This window comes from Ruegeria sp. CI1 (genome assembly GCF_056536925.1).
The window spans coordinates 294,403-319,582 of the sequence record NZ_JBQFQP010000001.1 but is presented as its reverse complement, the minus strand read 5'-3'; the positions used below and the strand labels follow the sequence as shown (position 1 = coordinate 319,582).

Here is a 25,180-nt window from a genome sequence, read left to right as displayed (position 1 = left end):
GGTTTTGCCTGATTTATGGGAAACCAACTACTCTACTGTTTCGATCGGAATGGAGCTGCAACTCACACCGTTCGAAGAAAACTGAACGATCAGAAACTGATCACGTTTCCGATTTGAAACCTCAGATTTTAGCATACGCCGCTTCATAGCGTGATTATGTCGGAATCCATATCTTGCGCAATTGTACACAACGGTATGGGTTGTCCAGCGCCGACGCTTGGCGTCGGTTTTGCACGGACTTCAATCAGGGATCACGCCCAATGGCTTATAAATCCGATATCGAAATTGCCCGCGAGGCGAACAAGAAGCCGATTCAAGAGATCGGTGCGAAGCTGGGGATATCCAGCGATGACCTTCTGCCTTATGGCCACGACAAGGCGAAGGTGAGTCAGGACTTCATCAACTCGGTTCAGGGCCGCGAAAACGGCAAGCTGATCCTTGTGACTGCGATCAACCCGACGCCGGCGGGCGAGGGCAAGACCACCACGACCGTTGGTCTTGGCGATGGTCTGAACCGCATCGGCAAGAACGCGATGATCTGTATCCGCGAAGCGTCCTTGGGTCCGAACTTTGGCATGAAGGGCGGCGCTGCTGGCGGCGGATATGCGCAGGTTGTTCCGATGGAGGAGATGAACCTGCATTTCACCGGCGACTTCCATGCCATCACCTCGGCGCATTCGCTGCTGTCTGCAATGATTGACAACCACATCTACTGGGGCAACGAGCAGGCCATTGACATGCGCCGCGTTGTCTGGCGCCGCGTTGTCGACATGAACGACCGTGCTTTGCGTCAGATCACTTGTTCGCTGGGCGGCGTGTCGAACGGCTTCCCGCGGGAAGCGGGTTATGACATCACCGTGGCCTCCGAGGTCATGGCGATCCTGTGCCTGGCAAACGATCTGCAGGATCTGGAAAAGCGCCTGGGTGACATCATCGTGGCCTATCGCCGCGACAAGACGCCGGTTTATTGCCGCGATATCAAGGCCGAAGGCGCGATGACCGTTCTGCTGAAGGACGCGATGCAGCCGAACCTGGTGCAGACGCTGGAAAACAACCCCGCCTTCGTGCATGGTGGCCCGTTTGCCAACATCGCGCATGGCTGCAACTCGGTCATCGCCACCAAGACCGCACTGAAAGTGGCCGACTATGTCGTGACCGAGGCAGGCTTCGGGGCCGATCTGGGTGCCGAGAAGTTCATGAACATCAAATGCCGCAAGGCGGGTATCGCTCCGTCTGCGGTTGTGGTTGTTGCCACCGTGCGTGCGATGAAGATGAACGGCGGCGTGGCCAAGGCCGACCTGGGCGCGGAAAACGTCGATGCGGTCAAGAAAGGCTGTGCGAACCTCGGCCGTCACATCGAGAACGTCAAATCATTTGGCGTCCCGGTTGTGGTTGCCATCAACCACTTCGTCACCGACACCGATGCCGAGGTTGAGGCGGTCAAGGCTTATGTGGCCGAGCATGGATCCGAGGCGATTGTGTCGCGTCACTGGGAACTGGGTTCCGAAGGATCCGAGGCGTTGGCCCGCCGGGTGGCGGAAATTGCCGACGCCGATATGGCCAACTTTGCGCCTATCTATCCCGACAACATGCCACTGTTCGAAAAGATCGAAACCATCGCCAAGCGCATCTATCGCGCTGACGAGGTTCTGGCTGACAAGTCGATCCGCAACCAGTTGAAGGATTGGGAAGAGGCTGGCTATGGCAATCTGCCGGTCTGTATGGCGAAAACCCAGTATTCATTCTCGACCGATCCTAACCTGCGCGGCGCGCCCACGGGCCATTCGGTTCCGGTTCGCGAAGTGCGGTTGAGCGCCGGTGCTGGGTTCATCGTGGTTGTCTGCGGTGAGATCATGACCATGCCAGGCCTGCCGCGCAAGCCGGCGGCCGAGACGATCCGTCTCAATGACGCAGGTCAGATCGAGGGCTTGTTCTAAGCGTCGAAATACGCCAATCCGTGGCCCGGGACATCCCGGGCCACAGGAGATTCCAATGCCCCCTTTGACACCGCCGCAGGATTGCACAACGATGCGCGAGTTGCGGGTTCAGATCGACCGGATTGATCGGGACTTGATCGGAATGCTGGTGGCTCGCACGCGCTATATCGACCGTGCGACCGAACTGAAGCCGACTGAGGCCATGCCCGCCCGCATTCCGGCCCGCGTCGAAGAGGTGGTTCATAACGTCCGCGCTACCGCTGCCGTTTCTGGAATGGATCCGGATCTAGCCGAGCGTCTTTGGCGCATATTGATTGATTGGTCGATCGCCCGTGAAGAGCAGGTGATCGGCGCTGACTGAAAAGCGGCCTGCGCCGAGTTGCGCCCCGGGCCGAAGCTGATGGAAGGGATCGAAAATGGTCGCGCAAGTAATCGACGGAAAAGCCTTTGCCGCCACGGTACGCGAACAGGTGGCCGGTCAGGTTGCAAAACTGAAGGCAGAACACGGTATCACCCCCGGCCTGGCCGTGGTGCTGGTGGGTGAAGACCCGGCCAGCCAGGTCTATGTCCGCTCCAAGGGCAAGATGACCGTCGAGGTCGGAATGAACAGCTATGAGCACAAGCTGGATGTGGATACCTCCGAGGCGGACCTGCTGGCGCTGATCGACAAGCTGAACAATGATCCGGCCGTTCATGGCATTCTGGTGCAACTGCCGCTGCCCAAGCACCTGAACGAAGATCTGGTGATCAATTCAATCGACCCGGCCAAGGATGTGGACGGGTTCCACATCTCGAACGTGGGTCTGCTAGGCACCGGCCAGAAGTCGATGGTTCCCTGCACACCGCTGGGCTGCCTGATGATGCTGCGCGATCACCACGGATCTCTGTCGGGTATGGATGCGGTTGTCATCGGTCGCTCGAACATCGTGGGCAAGCCGATGGCGCAGCTGCTGCTGGGTGACAGCTGCACCGTGACCATCGCGCATTCGCGCACCAAGGACCTGCCGGATGTGGTGCGCCGCGCCGATATCGTTGTAGCCGCCGTTGGCCGCCCCGAGATGGTGCCCGGCGACTGGATCAAGGAAGGCGCCACCGTGATCGACGTGGGCATCAACCGCATCGAGCGGGATGGCAAGACCAAGCTGGTCGGCGACGTACATTATGAAAGCGCATCACAAGTCGCGGGCGCCATCACCCCGGTCCCCGGCGGCGTCGGCCCCATGACCATCGCTTGCCTGCTCGCAAACACCCTCACCGCCTGCTGCCGCGCAAACAAACTCCCCGAACCAGAAGGCCTAACCGCGTAATTCTGACCGGCCGGGCCGCCTAGAGAGTTTGCTCGCCGCACCACAGATTCGAATGAAATCTCGAGAACCGCCGCTGACGCCCTGTCGGCGGCGGTATTCGTTTTCTCAGGATTGGATATTAAATTATTCACATCTGAATGATCTACGGTTATGGAACCTGCATATCCCCCAGCAGGTTGAAATCGTTGAATTTGGGTGAACGAGAAGATGCTTCGGAGTGCATATCGGAAACTACGGCACGGCCTGTATGGCGTGGTCGTTCCCGCAATTGCCCTTGTTCTGGTCTTGGCCTTTTCCTTTGAGAATTTGGGTGGCGTCGATTTATCGATCTCCCGCAGGCTCGCTTTTTGGTTTGCATTGGTGGCGGCCTCGCTCATGATTGCACGCATTTCAATCCGATACGTCGAGAATGCGCGCGTTTTGTCCGGGCGGGCAATCAAAGATGTCGCTGTTGTCTTGATGTTCATGGTTTTATTTACGCCGTGGCTTTGGATTTCGGCCAGTTTGGTTTTTTCATACGCCGATGGCACTGATCCCATGTTTACAACAGTGACGAAATTCGGGGCTTTGTTCGCGATCGGCCTGGTGGTGGTGCGGCGCGGGCTTGTGGAAGCTCAGACTATGCCTGACGAAACCCCTGAACCTGCTAAGCCCAGATTGTATCGGCGTTTGCCAGAGGCGTTTGGCGGCGACATTCTTCGGCTGACGGCCACAGACCATTGTGTCGAGGTTGTCACGAGTGAGGGAACGCACACCATTAGAATCCGGTTTGGTGATGCCATCGATGAGATGGATCCGGTTCCGGGGTATTGTGCCCACCGATCTCATTGGGTCACCTCTGCTGCTATCCAGAGTTCGGAACGACGGAATGGCAAGATTGTATTGCGCTTGACGAACGGAGATCTGGTGCCGGTCGGCCGAAAATACCGCCCAAATCTGGAAGCAGCAGGAATCCTTTAGCGGGGCATTGGCACTGGTCTGGGTTGAGGGCCAGTGAGAATTGCGATTGCGTCCAGGGCAAAAAGCGAGGTCAAAGCGCTTGTGTCGCTGCGCAGCCCTCCAGTATAGGTGCCATATGCGGGCAGGATCAGGCGCACCGCATCCACAAGGAAAGCAGGCCTTGACACGCTTCGTCCACGGACACGAAGGGTGACTTTGGGATGAAAATGACCGGAAATCTCAGCCTTACTGCCAGAAGCCGCGATGTGTCGGAAGGTCAGTGGCCCGCATGCCCAATCGGACAGATGCGCACCGCCCATGTCGACGGGTCCAGGATCGTGGTTTCCTTCGATCCAGATCCAACGGCGGCCGGCTTGCAATGCCGCAATCTGCGCCCTTTCGGCTGCCGGCATTTTTTTGGCTGCATCGAGGTCGTCGAAACTGTCTCCAAGGCAGACAACAGTGGACGCGCGAGACAGCGCAATATCGGCGGCAAGCCTGTCGACCGTATCCCGTGTTTCGTAAGGCGGCAAAAAAGCCCCGTAGCGGCGAGCAGCGCGTTCAGATTTTCCGAAATGAAGGTCTGAGACACAGAGCAATTTCTGTTCCGGCCACCATAGAGCACCGGACCCAAGGGCCACCAGTTTTTGCCCGAAAAATGAAAACTCAAACCCGTTCATGGTACGTTGCTATGCCTGACTGAAGTGAGTTTTCAACCCGAAATCGATCGCCCTCAAGGGGCGAGGCCCGCGTGCCGCAGAAGCATTTGACTTTCCTCGGCCAGCAGCCGCTCTTCGGCCTCGCCCCTAATTGCCACTTTCCCGACTTCCAGAAACAATGGAGCCGCCAGTGGAGAAATGTGGTTCAGGCGGATGAGATCAATCCTGCCGTCGACGCGTTCCAGCATCTCTTCGATCCGCGCGAAATCGACCAGTCCGCGCATGGCCTCCTCACGTGTGATCTGCAACAGCAAATGTTCGGGGTCATATTTGACCAAAGTGTCATAAAGGATATCTGATGAGAATGTGGCCTGCCGACCGGTCTTGCGTTGCCCCGCTATGTTGCGCTCGATCAGCCCTGCAATTGTTGCGCTGGTTCGAAATGTGCGTTTCATCAACTGATTGCCGGAGAACCATCGTTCCAAGCCGTTGCGCAGCACCTCTACTTCAAGCAAAGATCGAGGATCGGAAACTTTATCCAATCCCCAGATCAGAGTTGCATAGTCGTTAGCGACAAAGCCAAGTGGCGCCAATCCCTGTTCCTCCATCTGCTTCGTCAACAGCAAGCCCAAGGTTTGTTGTCCGTTTCGACCGGCAAAACCAAAAACGCAGATATGTTCGCGCCCTTCGCTGGGAAAGCTTTCTATCAGCAGTCGACCTTGCCGGGGTAACTGCGAAACCTCGCGTTGCAGTGCCAGCCATTCGGCCGTGTGCGCGGGGAGTTGTGGCCAGTCGGGCTGCGCAAAGATGTCAAGAATGCGCGAACACAGTTGGGTGGATGTCGAGAATTTGCTTCCGGAAAACACTGCGATCTTTGGCTTTCGACTAGCCTGCCGGCTGACTTCGACGACCATTTCACGCAACCCCTCGTACCGCACGATCTGGCCGCCGATCAGAAATGTGTCACCGGGTGTCAGTGAGGCGGCAAAGCCTTCCTCCACTTCTCCCAACGGTTTTCCGCCTCTGTTTCGTTTCAGGCGGACCTTGAGCATGTCGGCGTCCTGAATCGTTCCGATGTTCATGCGTATCCGCTGTGCTGCGCGAGGGTCGCGCAGCTGCCACATACCGTTTGGTTGCTCCTGCAATCGCTGCCAACGGTCGTAAGCCTGTAAGGCGTAGCCGCCTGTCGCGCAGAAATCGAGACAGGCATCGAACTCTGTTCTACTCAAGTCGGAAAATGGCCCAGCTGCCGACATCTCGGTATAAAGCGCCTCGGAATCAAAGGGGCCCGATGCGGCTGCGATCAGAATATGCTGGCACAAGACATCGCGAGGACCACGGCCGCGTGGCTCGCCATCCAGATCGCGCGCTCGCACCGCCTCCAAAGCGGCAACGCATTCCACCACTTCAAAGCGGTTTGCGGGCACCAGCAACGCCTTGGAGGGTGCATTGTAGCGATGGTTCGCCCGTCCGATCCGTTGGACCAGCCGCTTGACGTTCTTGGGAGCGCCGATCTGGATCACCAGATCCACGTCGCCCCAATCGATCCCCAGATCCAATGAGCCAGTGCAGACGATGGCACGCAACTCTCCCCGCACCATCGCGGCTTCGACCCGTTCACGTTGTTGCCGGTCAAGGCTGCCGTGGTGTATACCAATCGGTAGCCGGTCATCGTTCGCCAACCACAGATTGTGAAAGAAGATTTCGGCCTGCGCTCTCGTATTGTGAAAGATCAGCGTGGTCTTGTGTTTCCTGACCTGTTCCAGAACGGCAGGGATCGCATAAGCCGCTCCTCCGCCGGACCACGGCGGTGCCTGACCGATTTCAAGCATCGAAATATCCGGGTCCGGCCCCGGGTCGGCCAGAACGATTTCGCAAGGATCGGGGTGGTGGGCAAGATAGGACGCGATCGATTGCGGATCCTCGACCGTGGCTGACAGGCCCACACGGCGCAGGTTTGGGCGCATGGATTGAAGCCTGGCCAGCGCCAGCATCAATTGGTCCCCGCGCTTGCTTTCTGCCAAGGCATGGATTTCATCGACGATCACCCGTTCCAAACCAGCAAAAACTCTTGGTGCGTCCTCATATGACGTCAGCAGAGCCAAGCTTTCAGGGGTCGTCAGCAGGACATGCGGCGGATCGGCGCGCTGACGTTTCTTCTGCGTCACCGAAGTGTCGCCGGTTCGGTCTTCGACACGGATCGGCAGGCCGATTTCGTCCACTGGCGCGCGCAAGTTCCGTTTTATGTCCGCAGCCAAAGCCTTGAGTGGCGAGACATAAAGCGTGTGCAGCCCATAATGTGACCCATCGGCTAGTTCCGCGAGAGTCGGCAGAAAGCCGGCCATGGTCTTGCCTCCGCCAGTGGGCGCGACGAGCAATGCTCCAGGTTTCGCGGCTTTCTCGAAGAGTGCGATCTGATGCGGATGGATCGCCCAACCTTTCGACCTGAACCAGTTCAAGATAGGAGCGGGAATCATTACCATAAGATCAGACTATCCCGCACGGCCAACCGACTGAAACAACAGTCTCAAATTCTCGCTAGCCAGTGGTGCGCAAGAGCACAGTGACTGCGGCGTTTGTGCGATCTGCACCAATCCCTTTCGCGTGTTTTCGAATTGTTGGAAACATTCTCGGGACACTACATTTCCCTCTTGACCCTTCTTGGCCCCTCCCTTAAATGCCCTCTCACTTGTGGCGGAGTAGCTCAGTTGGTTAGAGCAGCGGAATCATAATCCGCGTGTCGGGGGTTCAAGTCCCTCCTCCGCTACCAAATACCCTGAAAACATTGTACGCTTTCAGATGGCTTTGCTCGCGCAGAGCCGCCGACCCATGCCTTGTCATGCAATCTCAAGGCCGGATCAGACTGACGCATTGATCTGATCGAGTGACGGGCGTGGCAAAGTGTCCAGAAAACGAAACACGTCTCTTCGGCACGTGGTTCCAGACCAATCCGGCGGGAAGAAGACAGCGGGCAGTTCCGGGTGTCTAAGGACCACGCGGCGCCATCGATGCACGATCAGAGTTCGCAGGGTTGCGGCCTGTAACGGCGTGGGTCGCCAGTTCGCAGGGCGAGCCTCAAGCACAGTCCGAATGGAGTGTTGTAGGCTGTTGCACGCCTCTCGCAGGTCCGGAGGACAGAGGCGGTTTTGGAGCCAGACCGGTGCGGCGTGCGCCGAAACCTCAAAAACGGCCAGGTCTTCGCAATTCCTTGGAGCAGGGCCGGCGCCAAGCGCAACAGTTCGACCTAAGGCGGTATAGTCACTCGCCATCATCAGGTCATCCAGCGTGTGGACGCCAGGCCCATCTTCGGCGATCAACAGGTGCCATCGGTCTGGAATCTGAAGGTCGCGGGCGTAAATGCGCGGTGTGACCTGCGCCGATTGGGTTCTGCCAAATTCGCTGAGAAAGTGTTTGGATTCGCGCCCTGAGCGGACGCTTTCAATCCAGCCGTCCTTTCGAAGTCGATGCAATGCGACGCGTATAGCTTCGGGCTTGATACCCATCGGTTCGATGATCCGGCTTAGTGCGCCGCCAGAGATCCGTGCGTCGCGCTCCTGCGCCAAATCGCCGAAAAGGGACACGATAATGGACCAGACCCTCTGGTTCTGAGGGTCCGCCAATTCGGCTGCAGCATCTTCGAACCAGGTATTCCCATTCGTCATGAAGACAGATTAAACCTGTGCGACCGATAAGAAAATCCGATTATTTGTCGCCAAACAACGCGGGTCAGATTCGCGGGCAAGCGGGTCAGGCCCGCCGATCAATACGCGTTCATCGTAAGCAACTCGTATTCCGCCACCAACTCGTCATCCTGATTGGTCAGGGTGACATGCCAGCGTATTTCGCCATAATCGTCAGTGCGGCGGGTCTTTTTCTTGACAGTTAAGCGTACCTTTATGCTGTCGCCAGCGCTGACGGGTTTCATGAAGCGCAGACCGTCAAGCCCGGTATTGGCCAGAACCGGCCCTTCGTTCGGTTCCACGAACAGGCCGGCAGCAAAGGATAGCAGCAGATAGCCATGTGCCACGCGGCCGGGAAAGAAGGGGTTCCGACCAGCGGCTTCCTCGTCCATGTGGGCATAGAATGTATCACCGGTGAATTGCGCGAAATGTTCGATGTCGTCCATCGTGATGGTGCGCGATGGAGTGTGCAGAGTTTCGCCCAAGGCCAGTTCCCCGAACTTTCGGGTGAAGGGGTGGGCTGGCCCCTTGATTTCCGCTGCTCCGGGTACCCATTTCTCCCCAATGGTGGCCAGCATTTCGGGCGAACCCTGCACCGCGGTGCGCTGCATATAATGTTTCACACCGCGCACACCACCCATTTCCTCACCGCCGCCGGCGCGGCCGGGACCGCCATGAACCATGTGAGGCAGGGGAGAGCCGTGGCCGGTCGCTTCCTTCATCGAGTCCCGATTGTTTATGTAGATCCGTCCATGATAGGCTCCCGCGCCCAGCACGATGTCTCGGGCAACCTGCGGGTCGTGGGTGATGACAGACGTTACCAGCGAACCCTGACCGCGATTTGCGAGGGCGACCGCATGATCCAGATCACGATACCCCATGATCGTCGAGACAGGGCCAAAGGCTTCGGTGTCATGCACCCGGGCGGCGTTGTCAGGATCGGCGCAATGGTACAGCATCGGCGGCACAAACGCTCCCTTGGCCGCATCTGCCCCTACCACCTCGAATGCGTCGGGGTCGCCAAATACGCGCTCGGCTTCTTGACCAATGATCGCAGCCTTGGCCAGAACATCCGCTTTTTGCCCGTTCGATACCAACGCACCCATCCGTGTGCCTTCCAGCCGGGGATCTCCGATCACGGTTTTCGACAGTCGTGCGGAAAGAGCGTCGATCACGGCTTCAACTCGCGCTTGCGGTGCGATGATGCGGCGGATGGCAGTGCACTTTTGCCCCGCCTTGGTGGTCATCTCGCGCGCGACTTCCTTGACGAACAGGTCGAACTCGGTTGAGCCGGGTTCGGCGTCCGGCCCCAAAATCGAAGCGTTGAGGCTGTCCTGCTCGGCCACGAACCTCACGGAGCTTTCAAGAATAACGGGGTTCTGACGCAGTTTCAGTGCGGTGATGGCCGAGCCGGTGAAACTGATCACATCCTGACAGTCCAAACGATCCAGCGTGTCACCCAGACCGCCGGAAACCAGTTGCAACGCGCCCGCTGGCAGAATGCCACTGTCAAGCATGATCCGAACTGCCAGTTCGGTGACATAGCAGCTGTTTGTGGCGGGCTTTACGATGGCCGGAACGCCCGCCAACATGGTGGGGGCCAGCTTTTCCAGCATCCCCCAGACCGGGAAGTTGAAGGCGTTGATGTGAATGGCAACACCTTGTAGCGGGGTACAGACGTGCTGGCCGAGAAAGGTGCCGTTGCGAGAAAGCTGTTCCACGTCGCCGTCAAGATAGACGTGCCCATCAGGCATCTCACGGCGGCCCTTGGAGGCGAAAACGAACATCGTGCCGATTCCGCCGTCGATATCGATCAGATGGTCGGACTGGGTCGCGCCAGTGTTGAAGCTCAACTCATACAGCTCCTGCTTTCGCGCGTTCAGAGCCTGCGCAAGAGCCTTGAGCATCTTGGCGCGCTCGTGGAAGGTCATCTTTCGTAGGGCCGGGCCACCCTTGCTGCGGGCGTAGTCCAGCATTGCCTGCACATCCAGGGCCGAGTTTCCTGCAGTTGCGATTGGTTCACCAGTGATGGCCGAAGCGATGATGCGTGCGCCCGCACCGGGAGCCACCCAATCTCCGGCGGCAAAACTGGAAATCTGTTGCAAGCTCATGGGACTCTCCTGTTCCTGTCACGCGGCTACGGCGGCGTATTGATTACTATATAATTAACCGAACGATCGGTCAATAAATTGTTGTTTGTACCATACCCGAATGGCGTAGGCGAAAGCTCCGGCCAACGGAAATGTCAGTGACCTAGTGCGCCCATCTGCTGAGGCAGATACAGAACCACGATGGGGACCAGAACGATCAGGGCCAGACGAAAGATATCCGCCACCCAAAAAGGCGTCACGCCACGGAAAATCGTGCCGGTCGAGACGTCGCCGACAACCCCTTTCAGGATGAAAACGTTCAGTCCGACCGGTGGGGTGATCAGTGATATCTCGGTCACAACCACAACGACAATGCCAAACCAGATTGGATCATAACCCAGCGAAGTCACCAGTGGAAAAAAGATAGGCACGGTCAGCAACAACATCGACAGGGATTCAAACACGCAGCCCAGGATGATGTATATGCCCAGGATCATCAGGATCACGACGAAAGGCGATACGTCATAGGCAGTAACTAACCCTATGAGGGCTTCAGGAAGACCCGCGAGGTTGATGAAGTTTGAGAAGATCTGCGCCCCGATCAGAACCGAAAACAGGGCCGCCGCTGTGAAGGTGGTTTCTTTCAACACCTCAAATGTGGAGCCGACGGTCAAACCGCCACGGAACAAGGCGATCAGAAATGCTCCTGCGGCCCCCATTCCCGCCGCTTCGGTCGGCGAAAAAGTCAGGTTCAGGGGGTGGAAGTCAAAGGCCCCGTACAAGCCGCCAATAACAAGGAAGAACAGCAGCAAGACAGCCCAGACAGACCCAAGCGCGCGGAGCCGTTCGCCCCAGCCGGCGCGTTCGCCTGCGGGGCCGGCCTCGGGGTTGCGCCACACGGTCCAACGCACGGCAAACAGGTAGAACAGGATGCCCAGAAGCCCCGGAATGATCCCTGCCATGAACAGTTTTCCTATCGAGGTTTCGGTCAGAAGCCCATAGATCACAAGGATGACCGAGGGCGGTATCAGGATACCCAAGGTGCCGCCCGCCGCGATGGAGGCGGTGCTCAATTCATCCGAATAACCATAGCGGCGCATCTGCGGCATGGCGACCTTGGACATGGTGGCTGCGGTGGCCAGTGATGATCCGCAGATGGCCGAAAAGCCACCACAGGCCGCAACGGTTGCCATGGCGATACCGCCGCGCATGTGGCCAAGAAAAGCATTGGACACTGCGTAGAGCTCGCGCGCCATTCCGCCCTTGTTCACGAAAAGACCCATGAGGATGAACAATGGAACCACAGAAAGACCATAGTCCTGGGCGGTGTCCGTGATCTGACGACCAACCATCGACATCGCGGCCTTGAGGCCGCGTTCGTCAAAGATCGAGCCGCCGCGCTCGTAAGCGAAGCCCAGCGTCCCGACCAAACCCATCGCGAAAACAATAGGCAGGCGCACGAGCACCAGAATCAGGACCAGTGCAAATCCGATCAGTGCTGCGGTCATTGGGTGTGCTCCGAGAGGTAGTGAGGTGCGAAGAAGTGCAGAAGGCCGGTAACGATCATCACAACTCCGGTGATTGCCACCGAGATCGTGATGAACCAGCCAACGATGTAGGTCGGAATGGCCAGGTATTCGGTCACATCCCCATAGTCGCGCGCGCGCTCGGCCAGAATCCAGACACGTTGCGCGGGCCAGTACATCATGATGCCGCTCGCCAGATAGATGATGCCATCACGTATGCGATCAAGCCGGAACCGGTGAAAAAAACTGTCTGTCAGATCCACGGCGATCTGGCCGTTGGTTACCGAGATGATTGGCAACACGGAAAACACCAGAACAGCCATAAAGATGCGGGTAAGTTCAGTGGCGGCTTCGATGGGCGAATTGAACACCGAGCGCAGGATCACGTCGCAGAAGGTCATCACCATCAGGATGAACAGGGCGATGCTGGCCACTATCACCGGCAGGATGCTGGCTCGGCGCACAAGGTGAATAAGGGATGTCATGAATGGTCTCCCGGAGGTTCAGGGGCGGCCGACTGCCGCCCCCGGTGATGGGCTTAGTTGCCCGCCATTTCCGACTTGATCATGTCATAGGCGGCCTGCGCATCTACGCCGGTTGCGTCGACTTCGGCGATGACCTTTGCGCGGATGTCTTCGGCAATCGCCGCGAATTTCTCAAGGTCTGCATCCGAGGCAGCGTTGATTGCATTGCCCTCGGCAGCTTCGGTTTCCTCGCGGCCAATGGCGTCGATCTCATCCCAGATCTTGCCGATCTCGCGGCTCAGCGGCTCGCCGAACACCTTCTCTTCCAATACGGCCTGAATATCTTCAGGCAGATCTGCAAAAGTGTCTTCGTTCATGATGAAGGCGAAGGAACCACGGTAAAGTCCGCCGGGCATTTCATAGACGTTTTGCGCGACTTCGGTCAGCTTGAAACCTTTGCGGGATTCGAAGGGCATAACAACGCCATCGGCCGCTTTCGATGCAAGTGTTTCATAGACCTTTGGGGCCGGAACCTGAATGCCGGTCGCGCCTAACGCCGTACCGACATCGCCACCGACACCGCCGGGAATACGGACCTTGAGGCCCGAGAACTGGTCAAGGCCGGTCACGGACGAGTTGGAATGGAGTTGGGCGGGACCATGCGTGTGCAGGGCGATCACCTTGACGCCGCGATGCTCGTCTGCGGCCTTCAAGTACTTGTCATATGTGCGCCAATAGGCAACCGAAGCCGCCTCGGCCGAGCCTTCGTATCCGGGCAGTTCGATCAGCTTGGTGACGACAAAACGCCCCGGCTGATAACCGTGGAAAATGATCGAGGCATCGGCGGCGCCATCCTGGATCAGGTCCATCTGCGCGGGCGGTGGTGCGATGCCAAGCTTCAGCTCGGCGGTCACCTTGCCGTCGGTTGCCTCTTCGACCATCTCGACAAACTTGGGCCACATCATTGCGTTGATGCCGTGGGTCGGCGGCGCCCAGCTGGAAATGGTCAGCGTATAGTCCGCCGCCATCGCCACGGTGCCGCTTACTGCCAGCGCGGCCGAAGCCAACAGGGATGAGAGCTTGGTGAATTTCATGACTGGATTTCCTCCTCCAAAACGTGAGTCATAAATGCGTTAATGGTCCTTTTTGTAACCATCAACAGGTTAAGTTATTCTGCATCGGATCGGCGAGTTGCCACGAATTCGGGCTTTCGATTTCGAGCTTTCGCATGATTGCGGCCATGTGTTCCGGGCCATTCTTCGCGGCCAGATGCATCGGCCCGCCGCGCCAGCGCGGAAAGCCGTAGCCGTGCAATTGAACCATATCCACGTCTTCCGGGCGTTCGGCGATTCCTTCCTGCACGATCAGCGCGCCCTCGTTGGCCAGCACAGCCAGAAGCCGATCTGCAATGTCTTTTGGGGTGAACTTTCGGCGAGTGATGCCACGCTGTGTTGAATTGGCTTCGATCAGGGTTTCAACCTCAGGGTCGCGTTGGGGGAAACGTGACCCATCGTCATATTTGTACCACCCTTCACCGGTTCTTTGGCCAAACCGCCCCATCTCGCAAAGCGTATCAGCGATGGTCTCATAGCGCTCACGCGGGTTACGGGCGGGGGCTTGCCGTTTCCGATTGGCCCAGGCGATTTGCAATCCCGTCAGATCCTGCAACTCGAATGGCCCCATCGGCAGGCCCTCCGCCCGCATGGCAGCGTCGACCTCGTGAGGCAGGGCACCATCGGCCAGCAGGTATTCAGCCTCGCGCCGGTATGCGGCAAGCATTCGGTTCCCGATGAAGCCGTCGCAGATATCAGAAAGGACCGCAATCTTGCGCAGTTTCTTGGCAAATGCAAAACCAGTTGCAAGTACCTCTGATGCGGTATCAGGCGTCTTGACGATTTCCAGCAGTTTCATCACATGCGCAGGGCTGAAGAAATGCAGCCCCAAACAGCGGGCCGGGTTGGCGACGCTGTCGAAGATCAGGGTCGGATCAAGGTAGGACGTATTGGTAGCCAGAATGGCGTCTTTCGACATCGCCATTGAGAGTTGCGAGAACACGCCGCGTTTTGTGTCGAGATCTTCGAACACTGCCTCTATCGCTAGATCGGCGTCGGCTGCATCGGTATAATCACTGGTCGTGTTCAGTTTCCCGAGCATTTCTTGATACTGTTCGGAACTGGTTTTCCCCCGTTTGACGCCCCCTTCGATCAGGCCGGATACGCGATCGCGGGCGGCCAGGGCAGCCTCTGTATCGCGCTCGATCAGGGTGACCGAATACCCGCCACTTAGGCAGGCAGTGGCGATACCAGCGCCCATCAAACCGCCGCCGACAATTGCGATCTGGTTCAGGTCACGTGGGGTAACGCCGTCGATCGCTTTGGGTTTGCTGACAATCCTTTCGGCAAAAAAAACGTACCGAAGTGCACGGCTCTCATCGGATTGGCGAAGTCTGAGATGCAGCGCCCGTTCCTTAGGCTGACCTTCGGAAAAAGGCCGCGCGACCCACTGCAGCGCTTCCAGGTTCAGGACGGGTGACTTCTGCCCCTTGGCGGCTTTTGAAAGACTGGCGACGGTCGCCTCATAGGTGTCGCGATCCAATGTGTCGGATTTACGCAGGCTGACAATTTCGGGCCGGTTCTGAAGGGTTCGGGTGAACTCCACAGCAGCTTGACGCAGGTCTCCCGACACAATCTGGTCAATTCCGCCCAAAGCGAGCATCTCTTCCGCGTCAAATATTTTACCCCTGCACGCCATGTCGGTCGCAGCCTGCATCCCGATCAGGCGCGGGGTGCGCTGGGTACCGCCTGCACCGGGGATGAGGCCGACATTAACTTCCGGCAAGCCAAACTTCGTGCCCTCGGAAGCGATACGCCATGCGCAGGCCATTGCTATCTCAAAGCCGCCTCCAAGGACGTTTCCGTGCATGACGGCGACAAATGGGGTTTTACTGTCCTCAAATAACTGGACTACATCGGGCAAATGCGGTTCCTCTGCAGGGCGATCGAATTCCGACATGTCGCCCCCGGCGATGAATGTGCGGCCCGCGCAGATCAAAATGGCCACGCGCGCGCCCTGCACGTCAGCAACCGCTTTCTTCAATCCCGCTCGAACGGCGGTCGAAGTGGCATTCACCGGCGGATTGTCAATTTCCACCCAAGCGATGTCACCTTTGCGTTCTACCGAGATCACCGGTTTGTCAGACATATCCTTGCCCCGATTGGCTGGGAATCGTTTCGTGAAGAATTTATTGACCAACCGTTCGGTTTATGCAAGAACATTGTTGAAATAATCGCAAAGCGAGCTGGTGATGACCGATACGATTCTTACCCAAAGCCATGGGAATTGGGTTGAAATCACTCTCAACCGTCCCGACAGGCTGAACAGTTTTACCGATGAGATGCACAATGCGCTTCGATCCGCATTAGAAACGTCGCGCGACGATGGTGCGCGTGCGATACTGTTGACTGGGGCGGGGCGCGGGTTTTGCGCAGGGCAGGATCTGGGGGATCGTGATCCTTCGAAAATGGATGGTCCTCCCGATCTTGGCAACACGGTTCGCACGTTCTATGCGCCGCTGGTCCGCCTGATCCGGGCGCTGGATTTTCCGGTCATCTGCGCGGTGAACGGGGTAGCCGCGGGGGCTGGCGCCAATATCGCGCTTGCCTGCGACATTGTTATGGCAGCTGAAAGTGCAAAATTCATCCAGTCGTTTTCTAAGGTCGGCCTGATCCCTGACACCGGCGGTTCTTGGCACCTACCTCGCCTGTTGGGCGAAGCTCGAGCTAAGGGGTTGGCGCTGACGGCGCAACCGTTACCGGCAAAGCAAGCCGAAGATTGGGGCTTGATCTGGAAGGCATTGCCGGACGATCAACTCATGACCGAAGCACGTGCAATGGCCGAGCAGTTCGCTAATGGTCCGACCCTTGGTTTGGGGTTGACAAAACAGTCGATCCAGGCCGCTGCGGTAAATACGTTGACGGACCATCTTGAGCTGGAAGCGGATGCCATGAAAACCTGCGGTGAAAGCGCCGATTATGCCGAGGGCGTCACAGCTTTCCTCGAAAAACGCGCGCCGAGATTTCAAGGTAGGTGAATATGACTCCCAAAGAACGCGCAGAAGAATCGGCAGCGATGATGTGGGCCGAAGATAATGCCTCGAAATGGGCAGGGATAGAAATCACTCATATCGATGAAGGTACCGCGACGGCGGAATTGACGGTCGAGGCGCATCACTGCAACGGGCATAAGATATGTCATGGTGGCGTGACGTTTCTGCTGGCGGACAGCGCGTTTGCGTTCGCCTGCAACAGCCGAAATCAGTCCACCGTCGCGCAGCACAACGTGATCAGCTACATCGCGCCGGGGCGATTGGGCGACCGGCTGACAGCGATCGCAACCGAAGTGAGCCTGACAGGGCGTAACGGAATTTATGACATCACTGTGACAAATCAGGACGGCCGAAAGATTGCGGAGTTTCGAGGTATGTCCCGCGCGATCAACGGCACTTTGTTTGACGAAGAGTAAGGCGAGGAGGATACCATGAAGGACCTGACCCCCAACAAGGCTGATCTAGACCCGATCGAGATTGCCTCGATCGATGAAATCCGTGCCCTGCAGCTGGACCGGTTGAAATGGTCCGTCCGCCACGCCTATGACAACGTGCCGATGTACAAGAATCGGTTCGACGAGGCCGGGGTGCATCCGGATGACCTGCAAAGCCTGAGCGACTTGGCCAAGTTCCCGTTCACATACAAGAACGATCTGCGCGACAACTATCCGTTTGGCCTGTTCGCCGTGCCGCGCGAACAAATCATCCGGTTGCACGCGTCATCGGGTACGACGGGCAAGCCGACCGTCGTGGGCTATACGCAGAATGACATCGACAACTGGGCAGATCTGGTGGCTCGGTCCTTGCGGGCCAGCGGTCTGCGTCGCGGTGACATGGTGCACAACGCTTACGGCTATGGCCTGTTCACAGGCGGTCTGGGCGCGCATTACGGGATCGAGCGTCTGGGAGCGACGGTGGTTCCGATGTCGGGCGGGCAGACCGAGAAACAGGTTGGCCTGATCACTGATTTCAAGCCCGACGGGATCATGGTGACGCCGTCCTATATGCTCAACATTCTCGAACAATACAGGAAGGTTGGCATGGATCCCCGCGAAAGCTCGCTGAAGGTGGGTGTGTTCGGGGCCGAACCTTGGACTGACGCGATGCGCAAAGAGGTTGAACAGGCCTTCGACATGCATGCGGTCGATATTTACGGCCTGTCCGAGATCATGGGTCCGGGAGTGGCGAATGAATGCGTAGAGACCAAGGACGGTCCCGTGATCTGGGAAGATCACTTCTTTCCAGAAATCATCAACCCCGAAACCGGCGAGGTTTGTGACGATGGCGAGATGGGAGAACTGGTGTTCACAACGCTGACCAAGGAAGGTCTGCCGATGATCCGCTATCGCACCCGCGATCTGACCCGGCTTTTGCCGGGGACCGCACGGTCGATGCGGCGGATGGAAAAGATCACCGGTCGCTCCGACGACATGATCATTCTACGCGGGGTCAACGTGTTCCCCAGCCAGGTCGAAGAACAGGTGATGGCCACCGGCGGGATCTCTCCGCATTACCAGATCGAGCTTTACAAGGCCGGTCGCATGGACGCGATGCGCGTTTTTGTCGAAGCGTTGCCCGGAGCTGCGGACGAGTTGAGCAAGACCGCCGCCGCCCGCATGCTGACCAAGCGGATCAAGGACATTGTTGGCGTTTCCACCGAGATTATTGTAGGGGAACCCGGTGATGTCGAACGCTCTCAGGGCAAGGCCAAGCGCGTTGTCGACAACCGCGACAAGGAGTGAGGTTTGGCCCGTACAATAGCGAAAGACCACGATCAGAAGCGCGAGCAGATCTTGAAATCTGCCGCGCGTGTCTTTGCGCGCGAAGGATTCGACCGCGCTTCGATGACCCAGCTTGCGCGCGAATGCGGAATATCTAAGGCGAATATCTATCACTACTACGACAGCAAGGATGCGATCCTGTTCGACATTCTTGAGACCTACCTGCGCGAGTTGCGCGACCTGATCTGCGGGATCGAGTTGGACGGGTTGAGCAAGCCGGATCGGCTGCACAGGGTGGTTCGTGAAATACTGCTGGCCTATCAGGGCGTCGATGACGAGCACAGGGTTCAGACCAGCGGAATGTCAGCCTTGCCCATCGAGCAGCAGAAGTTGCTGCGCGGCTATCAGCGCGACATGATTGTCTTCGTGAGCAACATCATCAGTGACATCGCGCCTGAAGTTTTCAATGGCGATCCGGGCAAGCTGCGGTCTGCGACGATGTCTGTGTTTGGCATGCTGAACTGGTACTACATGTGGAACTCGGGTGCGGATAGCTCCGCTCGGGAAGATTATGCGCACATGGTCAGCACGCTGACTCTGCATGGCTTGCAGGGCCTCTGATACATCACATTGGTATGAACAGTGCCTAAAGAGGTTTGGGTTTTGGCGCGTTTCCTGCTTTGTTCGGGGCAGGAGAAACACCATGCAGAAACCGGAAAGCTTCGAAAAATTCTATTTCGCCAAAGTCGGAATGGGAGAGGCCTGCGGTTGCGCCGAACGCATAATCGATGTCTACGAGTTCAACCGTCAGGGTGGAACCGCGCTGAAGCCAGAGCGTCTTGCGGCACGGCGCAAACGCTGGTCATTCAGATCGTTCGCATTGAAATATGGCTTGATCGGTCGACCGGCCAAGTAACCACGGCGGTGCCCAAGAACGCGGTGTGGCCGGCAGGTTTGCCGCCGACCGAACTGTTATCAGGGGCGGTTGAGGCCAAGCGTTTCAAGGATGCTCGCCGCCTCGGCTTCCCAACGCGTACGCAGTTCCGCGTTAGTGGATTTGCGCAAACCCATATCCTTTAGGCTGCTGGCTTTCTGAGAGGTGCCAGTACCAAAGCTGGCTGCAACCCGAGGCCACCAATAGTCGGCCGATGCCTGCATCTCCGAGGCGTGGCCGTCTTCGATCAGTTTCACCGTGCCTTCCATCGCCAACTCGCCATGATGCGCCTCGATGGGTGCGATCACGCGGAACGCTTCGGCCAGTGGCTGATAAGAGATCAGCGAAAACTCGGCAAGCTGAACGGCCACCGCGCGGCTCATCAGCAGGTTCATCATCACGGCGTCCACCCAGCCTTCGATGGGATAGTTGAACACAGCCAGACGCATGTCGTGCTCGGACCGTGTTGCACCGATGTCTGCTGCCCGGTCCAGCCGCGCCGTCCATGGGTGATGGTTGGCATAGCGCTCGGCATCGGCCCCGAACTCGCCCATGATCCGCAAAACACGGTCGGCATTGTCAGTCTTTTCCAGAACGATCTTTGCAGCCGCAATCCGTTCCTTGATCCCCGGTCCCCGGTTTATCACGTCGGCAAAACCTGCAGCCCCCGCCAGTTCGCTGTCCACGAATGTCGCCATCAGTTTCATCAACTCAGCGCGGTAGCGTGGCGGCACGTTGGTCGGGTTGGTCAGCACTCCGCCAGCCGCGAGATAGCTTTCAATCGTCATGTCTTCGGCCATTGTCTCTCTCCCTCACTGGTCATAGTCGACGACGACGCTGTCTGTCAGCGGATAGGCCTGGCAACTCAGAACATACCCTTTCTCGACTTCGTAATCTTCGAGCGCGTGGTTTGCGATCATCTCGACCTCGCCTTCGATCACGCGGCAGCGGCAGGTCGAACAGACGCCGGCCTTGCAGGCATATGGCGCGTCCATCCGGTTTTCCAGTGCCGCGTCAAGGATCGACAGATCCTTGGGCATGGTGATGGTCTGGGTCGCGCCATCCAGCGTTATGGCGGCTTTGGTCTGGTTCGCGCTGGTTGCGGCCTCGGCGGAAACCACCTTGCGCCTGGCGCGACCGGGCTGGGCGCTGGCGAACAGTTCGAACTTGATCTGACCGTCGGTCAGCCCGTGCGCCCGCAGCGCGGCTGCGATGCCCAGCATCATCGGCTCGGGACCGCAGATATAAGCCATGTCGGTGTTTTCGATGTCGATCCAATGCTTGAACAGCTCGGCGCATTTCTCTTGCGTTACCAGGCCAGTGAACAGATCGATTTCCTGTGCGTCCGATTCGAGAATGTGGATCACGTTCAGACGACCCATATAGAGGTTTTTGAGATCCTCCAGTTCTTCTCGAAACATAATCGTGTTCACACCCTTGTTGGCATAGACCAGCGTGAACTGCGATCTGGGTTCCCGCGCCAGAGTGGTCTTGAGAATTGACAGCACCGGCGTGATGCCCGAGCCACCGGCAAAGCCGACATATTGCCTCTCGGCAGCGGCATCGAGTGGCGTAAAGAACCCGCCCATCGGAGGCATTGCCTGCAGCGTGTCGCCAACCTTCATTTCTTCATTGGCCCAGGTCGAAAACGCCCCACCATCGACGCGCTTGATGCCCACTTGAAGGATGCCTTCATCCTTGCCCGCACAGATCGAGTACGACCGGCGCAGTTCCTCGCCATCGAAATCCCGGCGGAAGGTCAGGTATTGGCCTTGGGTAAAATCGAACTCCTCCGCCGAGCCGTTCACCGGTTTCAGCGTTACCACGACAGCGTCGCGGATGGTCTTGTGGATGTCTGTGACTTCCAGATCGTGAAAGCGCGCCATCGGCTCCTCCTCAGATGCACTTGAAATAGTCAAAGGGTTCCAGGCAGTCTGTGCAGCGCCAATGCGCCTTGCACGGGGTCGAGCCGAACTGGCTGACCTTTTCCACCGCCTTGCTGCCGCAATGGGGACAGCGTTCCGGCCCCCCCGCCGGTTGCGGCGGGGCAATGCCATATTCTTCAAGCTTGGCACGACCCTTGTCGGTCAGCCAATCAGTTGTCCACGCGGGCGAAATTCTGGTTTGCAACCTGATTTTGTCGATGCCGTGGTCACGCAGGGTGGTTTCGATGTCCATGCTGATCACGGATGTCGCCGGGCAACCCGAGTAGGTGGGCGTCACGGAAACGGTCAGCGTGTCGCCGTCCCATTCAACATCGCGCACGATGCCCAGATCGACGACCGAGATCACCGGAATTTCAGGGTCGGGAACGGCATCAAGCCATTCCCACACCTGTTCTGTCGAGGCCCGCACCATCGGCCTTTACCAGCTTGCGCCGGGATAGGCGCGTTGCAGCCACTGCATCTCGGTCAGTAAGTGGCCCAAATGCTCGGTATGCATACGCCCGTCGCGTCCACCCTTTCGGGCAAAGCGGCTATCCGGGATTGTCAGGGTCGCTTCGCCCAATACGCGCTCAACCAGCGCATCGAATTCTTCGCGCAGGCTGGCGGGGTCGGGTGCAATACCCGCAGCTACCATCTCGGCATCCACGTCATCGCTGGCGAACATCTCGCCGACATAAGGCCAGAGGTAATCCAGCGCCTCCTGCATCCGGGCGTGACTTTCTTCGGTACCGTCGCCAAGACCGACAACCGTGTCGCCCGAGCGTTCGAGGTGATAGGCAACCTCTTTGCTAGCCTTTGCGGCGATTGCCGCGACACGTTCGTCCGACGATGTCATCAGACGGCCCAGAATGATCGAGTGCCACGCATCGAACAGGAACTGGCGCATCAGGGTGCGACCGAAATCACCGTTTGACACCTCGACCATCAGGACATTTCGGAAGTCCCAGGCGTCGCGCAGAAAGGCCAGATTGTCGGCAGTCTTTCCCTCGCCCTGAATCTCGCCCGCAAGGCCCAGCCACATCTGGGTCTGGCCGATCAGGTCCAGCGCGGTATTGGCCAGCGCGATGTCTTCTTCCAGTACCGGTGCGTGGCCACACCACTCGCTGACGCGGTGGCCAAGGATCAGGGTATTGTCCCCCATCCTCAGCAGGAATTGCAGAAAGGCTTCGTCGCGGGTCATCACATCGCCCCCACTTCATCGGGGATGTCAAAGAAAGTCGGGTGGCGATAAATCTTCGATTCCGACGGCTCGAACAGCGGACCCTTGTCGCCGGGCGCAGTGGCGCTGATATGCCGAGCCTCGACCACCCAGATCGAAACGCCTTCGTTACGGCGAGTATAGACGTCGCGGGCGTTCTTGATTGCCATTTCTGCGTCCGGCGCGTGCAGGCTGCCTACGTGACGGTGGCTCATGCCGTGCTGGCCGCGAATGAAGATTTCCCACAGGGGCCATTCGTTTTTCATGATCAGTTCTCCTCCTGGCTGGGCGCGGGGTGTGAAACCGGTGGCTGAAAACCGGGCGCCTCGCGCTGCAGATCGTCCATTTCGTTACTCGGCTGCCACCTTGGCGGCAGCTTTCTTGCGGGCATGTGCCAGCAACCCATCGCGGACCCACTCGCCATCGTCCCAGGCCTTACGGCGCGCAGCCATGCGATCGACGTTGCAGGGGCCGTTGCCCTTGAGCACGTCGAAGAATTCGGACCAGTCGGGGTCAGAAAAATCGTAGTGGCCACGTTCTTCGTTCCACTTGATGTTCGAATCCGGCAGGTCGAGGCCCAGATATTCGATCTGGGGAACGGTCTGATCCACGAACTGTTGGCGCAACTCGTCGTTGGTCTTGACCTTGATCTTCCAGGCCATCGATTGCTCGGAATGCACCGACTCCTTGTCGGAGGGACCGAACATCATCAGTGCCGGGAACCACAGACGGTTGACCGCGTCCTGCGCCATCTTCTTTTGCTCGGGCGTACCAAAAGCCATCGCCATGATCGCGGAATACCCCTGACGCGCGTGAAAGCTCTCTTCCTTGCAGATGCGGACCATCGCGCGGCTGTAGGGGCCATAGGACGTGCGCTGCAGCGCCACCTGATTGATGATCGCCGCGCCGTCGACAAGCCAGCCCACAGCGCCGATATCGGCCCAGTTCAGTGTGGGGTAATTAAAGATCGACGAGTATTTCATCCGACCCTCGTGCAGCAGTCGGATCAGTTCGTCCCGGCTTTCGCCCAGGGTCTCGGCGGCGGAGTAGAGGTAGAGGCCGTGGCCCGCCTCGTCCTGCACCTTGGCCAACAGGATCGCCTTGCGCTCCAGCGTTGGCGCGCGGGTGATCCAGTTGCCTTCTGGCAACTGGCCCACGACCTCGGAATGAGCGTGCTGGCCAATCTGACGGATCAGAGTACGGCGGTAATCATCCGGCATCCAATCCCGCGGTTCGATCTTGATGTCGTTGTCGATCTTGTCCTGAAAGGCGCGTTCCTGTTCGGACATTTCCTCGCGCGATTTCACCCCTGACGAGGCGGTCTTGATCATCTGTGCATACATCTGGGCTCTCCTCCCTTACACACGTTCAAGTATCAGGGCCGCGCCCTGACCAACTCCGACGCACATGGTGCACAGCGCATAGCGCCCGCCGGTGCGTTTCAACTGATAGGCGGCGGTCATCACCAAACGCGCGCCTGACATGCCCAAAGGGTGACCGATTGCAATGGCCCCGCCGTTGGGATTGACATGGGGTGCGTCATCGGCCACGCCAAGCGCCCGCAAGGTGGCAAGACCTTGCGATGCAAAGGCTTCATTCAATTCTATCACATCCATCTGCTCGATGGTGAGTCCTGCGCGGGCCAGAATCTTACGGCTTGCAGGTACTGGGCCGATGCCCATGACACGCGGTTCCACACCCGCTACCGACATGCCGACGACACGCGCGATCGGGGTCAGTCCGTTCTTGGTCGCTGTGGCTTCGTTGGCCAGCAGGATCGCCGCGGCACCATCGTTGACACCCGAGGCGTTGCCAGCCGTTACCGTCTTGTCGGGGCCGTTGACGCCCTTGAGGCCGGACAGTTTTTCCGCGCTCGTACCGGGGCGGGGATGTTCGTCGGTATCCACAACGATCAGTTCACCCTTGCGCTGCGGAATGGTGACCGGGGTGATTTCCTCCCGGAACACCCCGGCCTCATGCGCCGCGGCCCAGCGGGCCTGGCTGCGTGCGGCAAATTCATCCTGATCTGCACGGCTGATCTGATAATCTTCGGCAACGTTGTCGGCGGTTTGCGGCATCGAGTCGGTTCCGTACATCTCGTGCATCTTCCGGTTCACGAACCGCCAGCCGATAGTGGTGTCGTAGACCGCGTTTGACCGGGTAAAGGCGCTGGTCGCCTTTGGCATGACGAATGGAGCGCGCGACATGCTTTCGACACCGCCGGCCACCGCCATGTCATAGTCGCCTGCCTTGATCGCACGGGCCGCCATGCCAACCGCGTCCATACCGCTGGCGCACAAGCGGTTGATCGTGGTGCCGGGTACATCGACAGGAAGCCCCGCCAGCAGCGCCGCCATGCGGGCGACGTTGCGATTGCTTTCACCGGCCTGGTTGGCATCGCCATAGATCACGTCATCAAGGCTGGCCCAATCCACCTGCGGGTTGCGCGCCTTCAGGGCTGCCAGTGGGATGGCGGCCAGATCGTCGGTGCGAACCTGGGACAGAGCGCCACCATAGCGCCCGATCGGGGTACGTTGAGCGTCGCAGATGAAAGCGTCCATGCGTCAGAAACTCCAGTCTTACGTAGGTCGTCATTAAGTGACCGCTTGGTCGGGTAATACGCCTGGAAATGATTCGCGGCAAGAGAAATGTAACGTGTTTACAGCTTTTTTGA

At 58.3% G+C, this 25,180-nt stretch carries 24 protein-coding genes and 1 tRNA gene; 10 read left to right on the top strand and 15 right to left on the bottom strand.

Features of this window, described 5'->3' with window-relative positions; translation table 11 throughout:
* The first annotated feature begins 260 nt into the window (after positions 1-260).
* The 4 genes from ACR0LZ_RS01515 to ACR0LZ_RS01500 all read left to right on the top strand — a co-directional run bounded on the left by ACR0LZ_RS01515 (position 261) and on the right by ACR0LZ_RS01500 (position 4,204).
* Positions 261-1,937: a formate--tetrahydrofolate ligase gene (locus tag ACR0LZ_RS01515; RefSeq protein ID WP_480747996.1), complete on the top strand. Its 1,677-nt coding sequence runs from the start codon at positions 261-263 to the stop codon at positions 1,935-1,937.
* Between the two features lie 55 nt (positions 1,938-1,992).
* Positions 1,993-2,298, top strand: coding sequence for a chorismate mutase (locus ACR0LZ_RS01510; RefSeq protein ID WP_480747995.1), 306 nt, complete (start codon positions 1,993-1,995; stop codon positions 2,296-2,298).
* Positions 2,299-2,353: 55 nt separating this feature from the next.
* Positions 2,354-3,244, top strand: a complete 891-nt coding sequence (folD, locus tag ACR0LZ_RS01505) for a bifunctional methylenetetrahydrofolate dehydrogenase/methenyltetrahydrofolate cyclohydrolase FolD (protein WP_480747994.1) — start codon at positions 2,354-2,356, stop codon at positions 3,242-3,244.
* A gap of 195 nt (positions 3,245-3,439) precedes the next feature.
* Positions 3,440-4,204, top strand: a complete 765-nt coding sequence (locus tag ACR0LZ_RS01500; protein ID WP_480747993.1) for a LytTR family DNA-binding domain-containing protein — start codon at positions 3,440-3,442, stop codon at positions 4,202-4,204.
* Here ACR0LZ_RS01500 and pdeM read toward each other — a convergent pair.
* Together pdeM and ACR0LZ_RS01490 are read right to left on the bottom strand one after the other, a co-directional pair.
* Positions 4,201-4,863 carry a ligase-associated DNA damage response endonuclease PdeM gene (gene pdeM, locus ACR0LZ_RS01495; protein ID WP_480747992.1) on the bottom strand — a complete coding sequence of 221 codons (663 nt, stop codon included), beginning with the start codon at positions 4,861-4,863 and terminating at the stop codon, positions 4,201-4,203. The genes ACR0LZ_RS01500 and pdeM overlap by 4 nt on opposite strands.
* A 53-nt stretch (positions 4,864-4,916) precedes the next feature.
* Positions 4,917-7,325, bottom strand: coding sequence for a ligase-associated DNA damage response DEXH box helicase (locus tag ACR0LZ_RS01490; RefSeq protein WP_480747991.1), 2,409 nt, complete (start codon positions 7,323-7,325; stop codon positions 4,917-4,919).
* 210 nt (positions 7,326-7,535) lie between these two features.
* Between ACR0LZ_RS01490 and ACR0LZ_RS01485 the strand changes: the two genes are divergently transcribed.
* A tRNA-Met gene (locus ACR0LZ_RS01485) sits at positions 7,536-7,612 on the top strand.
* An 88-nt stretch (positions 7,613-7,700) separates the two neighbouring features.
* On the opposite strand, the gene ACR0LZ_RS01480 is transcribed toward ACR0LZ_RS01485, so the two are convergent.
* The 6 genes from ACR0LZ_RS01480 to ACR0LZ_RS01455 all read right to left on the bottom strand — a co-directional run bounded on the left by ACR0LZ_RS01480 (position 7,701) and on the right by ACR0LZ_RS01455 (position 15,803).
* Positions 7,701-8,504 carry a PaaX family transcriptional regulator C-terminal domain-containing protein gene (locus tag ACR0LZ_RS01480; RefSeq protein ID WP_480747990.1) on the bottom strand — a complete coding sequence of 268 codons (804 nt, stop codon included), beginning with the start codon at positions 8,502-8,504 and terminating at the stop codon, positions 7,701-7,703.
* Positions 8,505-8,602: 98 nt separating this feature from the next.
* The gene (paaZ, locus tag ACR0LZ_RS01475; protein WP_480747989.1) at positions 8,603-10,633 is read right to left on the bottom strand and encodes a phenylacetic acid degradation bifunctional protein PaaZ; all 2,031 of its coding nucleotides are present in this window, start codon (positions 10,631-10,633) and stop codon (positions 8,603-8,605) included.
* 134 nt (positions 10,634-10,767) lie between these two features.
* Positions 10,768-12,120, bottom strand: a complete 1,353-nt coding sequence (locus tag ACR0LZ_RS01470) for a TRAP transporter large permease (protein ID WP_480747988.1) — start codon at positions 12,118-12,120, stop codon at positions 10,768-10,770.
* Positions 12,117-12,623: a TRAP transporter small permease gene (locus ACR0LZ_RS01465; RefSeq protein ID WP_480747987.1), complete on the bottom strand. Its 507-nt coding sequence runs from the start codon at positions 12,621-12,623 to the stop codon at positions 12,117-12,119. Before ACR0LZ_RS01465 ends, ACR0LZ_RS01470 begins: the two co-directional genes overlap by 4 nt.
* A gap of 53 nt (positions 12,624-12,676) precedes the next feature.
* Complete coding sequence (locus ACR0LZ_RS01460) at positions 12,677-13,696, bottom strand: TRAP transporter substrate-binding protein (RefSeq protein ID WP_480747986.1); 1,020 nt, start codon at positions 13,694-13,696, stop codon at positions 12,677-12,679.
* Positions 13,697-13,757: 61 nt separating this feature from the next.
* The gene (locus ACR0LZ_RS01455; protein ID WP_480747985.1) at positions 13,758-15,803 is read right to left on the bottom strand and encodes an FAD-dependent oxidoreductase; all 2,046 of its coding nucleotides are present in this window, start codon (positions 15,801-15,803) and stop codon (positions 13,758-13,760) included.
* A 103-nt stretch (positions 15,804-15,906) separates the two neighbouring features.
* Between ACR0LZ_RS01455 and paaG the strand changes: the two genes are divergently transcribed.
* From paaG to ACR0LZ_RS01430, 5 genes are all read left to right on the top strand, one after another.
* Positions 15,907-16,692 (top strand): 2-(1,2-epoxy-1,2-dihydrophenyl)acetyl-CoA isomerase PaaG, encoded by a 786-nt coding sequence (gene paaG / locus ACR0LZ_RS01450; RefSeq protein WP_480747984.1) that lies wholly within the window; start codon positions 15,907-15,909, stop codon positions 16,690-16,692.
* 2 nt (positions 16,693-16,694) lie between these two features.
* Positions 16,695-17,123: a hydroxyphenylacetyl-CoA thioesterase PaaI gene (gene paaI, locus ACR0LZ_RS01445; protein WP_480747983.1), complete on the top strand. Its 429-nt coding sequence runs from the start codon at positions 16,695-16,697 to the stop codon at positions 17,121-17,123.
* A 15-nt stretch (positions 17,124-17,138) separates the two neighbouring features.
* Positions 17,139-18,449 carry a phenylacetate--CoA ligase PaaK gene (paaK, locus tag ACR0LZ_RS01440; RefSeq protein WP_480747982.1) on the top strand — a complete coding sequence of 437 codons (1,311 nt, stop codon included), beginning with the start codon at positions 17,139-17,141 and terminating at the stop codon, positions 18,447-18,449.
* A gap of 3 nt (positions 18,450-18,452) precedes the next feature.
* On the top strand, positions 18,453-19,049 hold the full coding sequence (locus tag ACR0LZ_RS01435; RefSeq protein WP_480747981.1) for a TetR/AcrR family transcriptional regulator: 597 nt from the start codon (positions 18,453-18,455) through the stop codon (positions 19,047-19,049).
* An 82-nt stretch (positions 19,050-19,131) separates the two neighbouring features.
* Positions 19,132-19,344 carry a hypothetical protein gene (locus tag ACR0LZ_RS01430; protein ID WP_480747980.1) on the top strand — a complete coding sequence of 71 codons (213 nt, stop codon included), beginning with the start codon at positions 19,132-19,134 and terminating at the stop codon, positions 19,342-19,344.
* 59 nt (positions 19,345-19,403) lie between these two features.
* Here ACR0LZ_RS01430 and ACR0LZ_RS01425 read toward each other — a convergent pair whose 3' ends face one another.
* The 7 genes from ACR0LZ_RS01425 to pcaF all read right to left on the bottom strand — a co-directional run bounded on the left by ACR0LZ_RS01425 (position 19,404) and on the right by pcaF (position 25,067).
* Positions 19,404-20,162, bottom strand: a complete 759-nt coding sequence (locus ACR0LZ_RS01425) for a Phenylacetic acid catabolic protein (protein WP_480747979.1) — start codon at positions 20,160-20,162, stop codon at positions 19,404-19,406.
* Between the two features lie 12 nt (positions 20,163-20,174).
* Positions 20,175-21,248 carry a 1,2-phenylacetyl-CoA epoxidase subunit PaaE gene (gene paaE / locus ACR0LZ_RS01420; protein ID WP_480747978.1) on the bottom strand — a complete coding sequence of 358 codons (1,074 nt, stop codon included), beginning with the start codon at positions 21,246-21,248 and terminating at the stop codon, positions 20,175-20,177.
* A gap of 10 nt (positions 21,249-21,258) precedes the next feature.
* Positions 21,259-21,720: a 1,2-phenylacetyl-CoA epoxidase subunit PaaD gene (gene paaD, locus ACR0LZ_RS01415; RefSeq protein WP_480747977.1), complete on the bottom strand. Its 462-nt coding sequence runs from the start codon at positions 21,718-21,720 to the stop codon at positions 21,259-21,261.
* 6 nt (positions 21,721-21,726) lie between these two features.
* Entirely contained in the window at positions 21,727-22,488 is a 762-nt protein-coding gene (paaC, locus tag ACR0LZ_RS01410; RefSeq protein ID WP_480747976.1) for a 1,2-phenylacetyl-CoA epoxidase subunit PaaC, read from the bottom strand.
* Positions 22,488-22,772, bottom strand: a complete 285-nt coding sequence (paaB, locus tag ACR0LZ_RS01405; RefSeq protein WP_480747975.1) for a 1,2-phenylacetyl-CoA epoxidase subunit PaaB — start codon at positions 22,770-22,772, stop codon at positions 22,488-22,490. Before paaB ends, paaC begins: the two co-directional genes overlap by 1 nt.
* An 84-nt stretch (positions 22,773-22,856) precedes the next feature.
* Positions 22,857-23,849, bottom strand: coding sequence for a 1,2-phenylacetyl-CoA epoxidase subunit PaaA (paaA, locus tag ACR0LZ_RS01400; RefSeq protein ID WP_480747974.1), 993 nt, complete (start codon positions 23,847-23,849; stop codon positions 22,857-22,859).
* A gap of 15 nt (positions 23,850-23,864) precedes the next feature.
* A complete protein-coding gene (pcaF, locus tag ACR0LZ_RS01395; RefSeq protein WP_480747973.1) occupies positions 23,865-25,067 on the bottom strand; it encodes a 3-oxoadipyl-CoA thiolase in 1,203 nt (400 codons plus the stop codon).
* Positions 25,068-25,180: the final 113 nt, after the last annotated feature.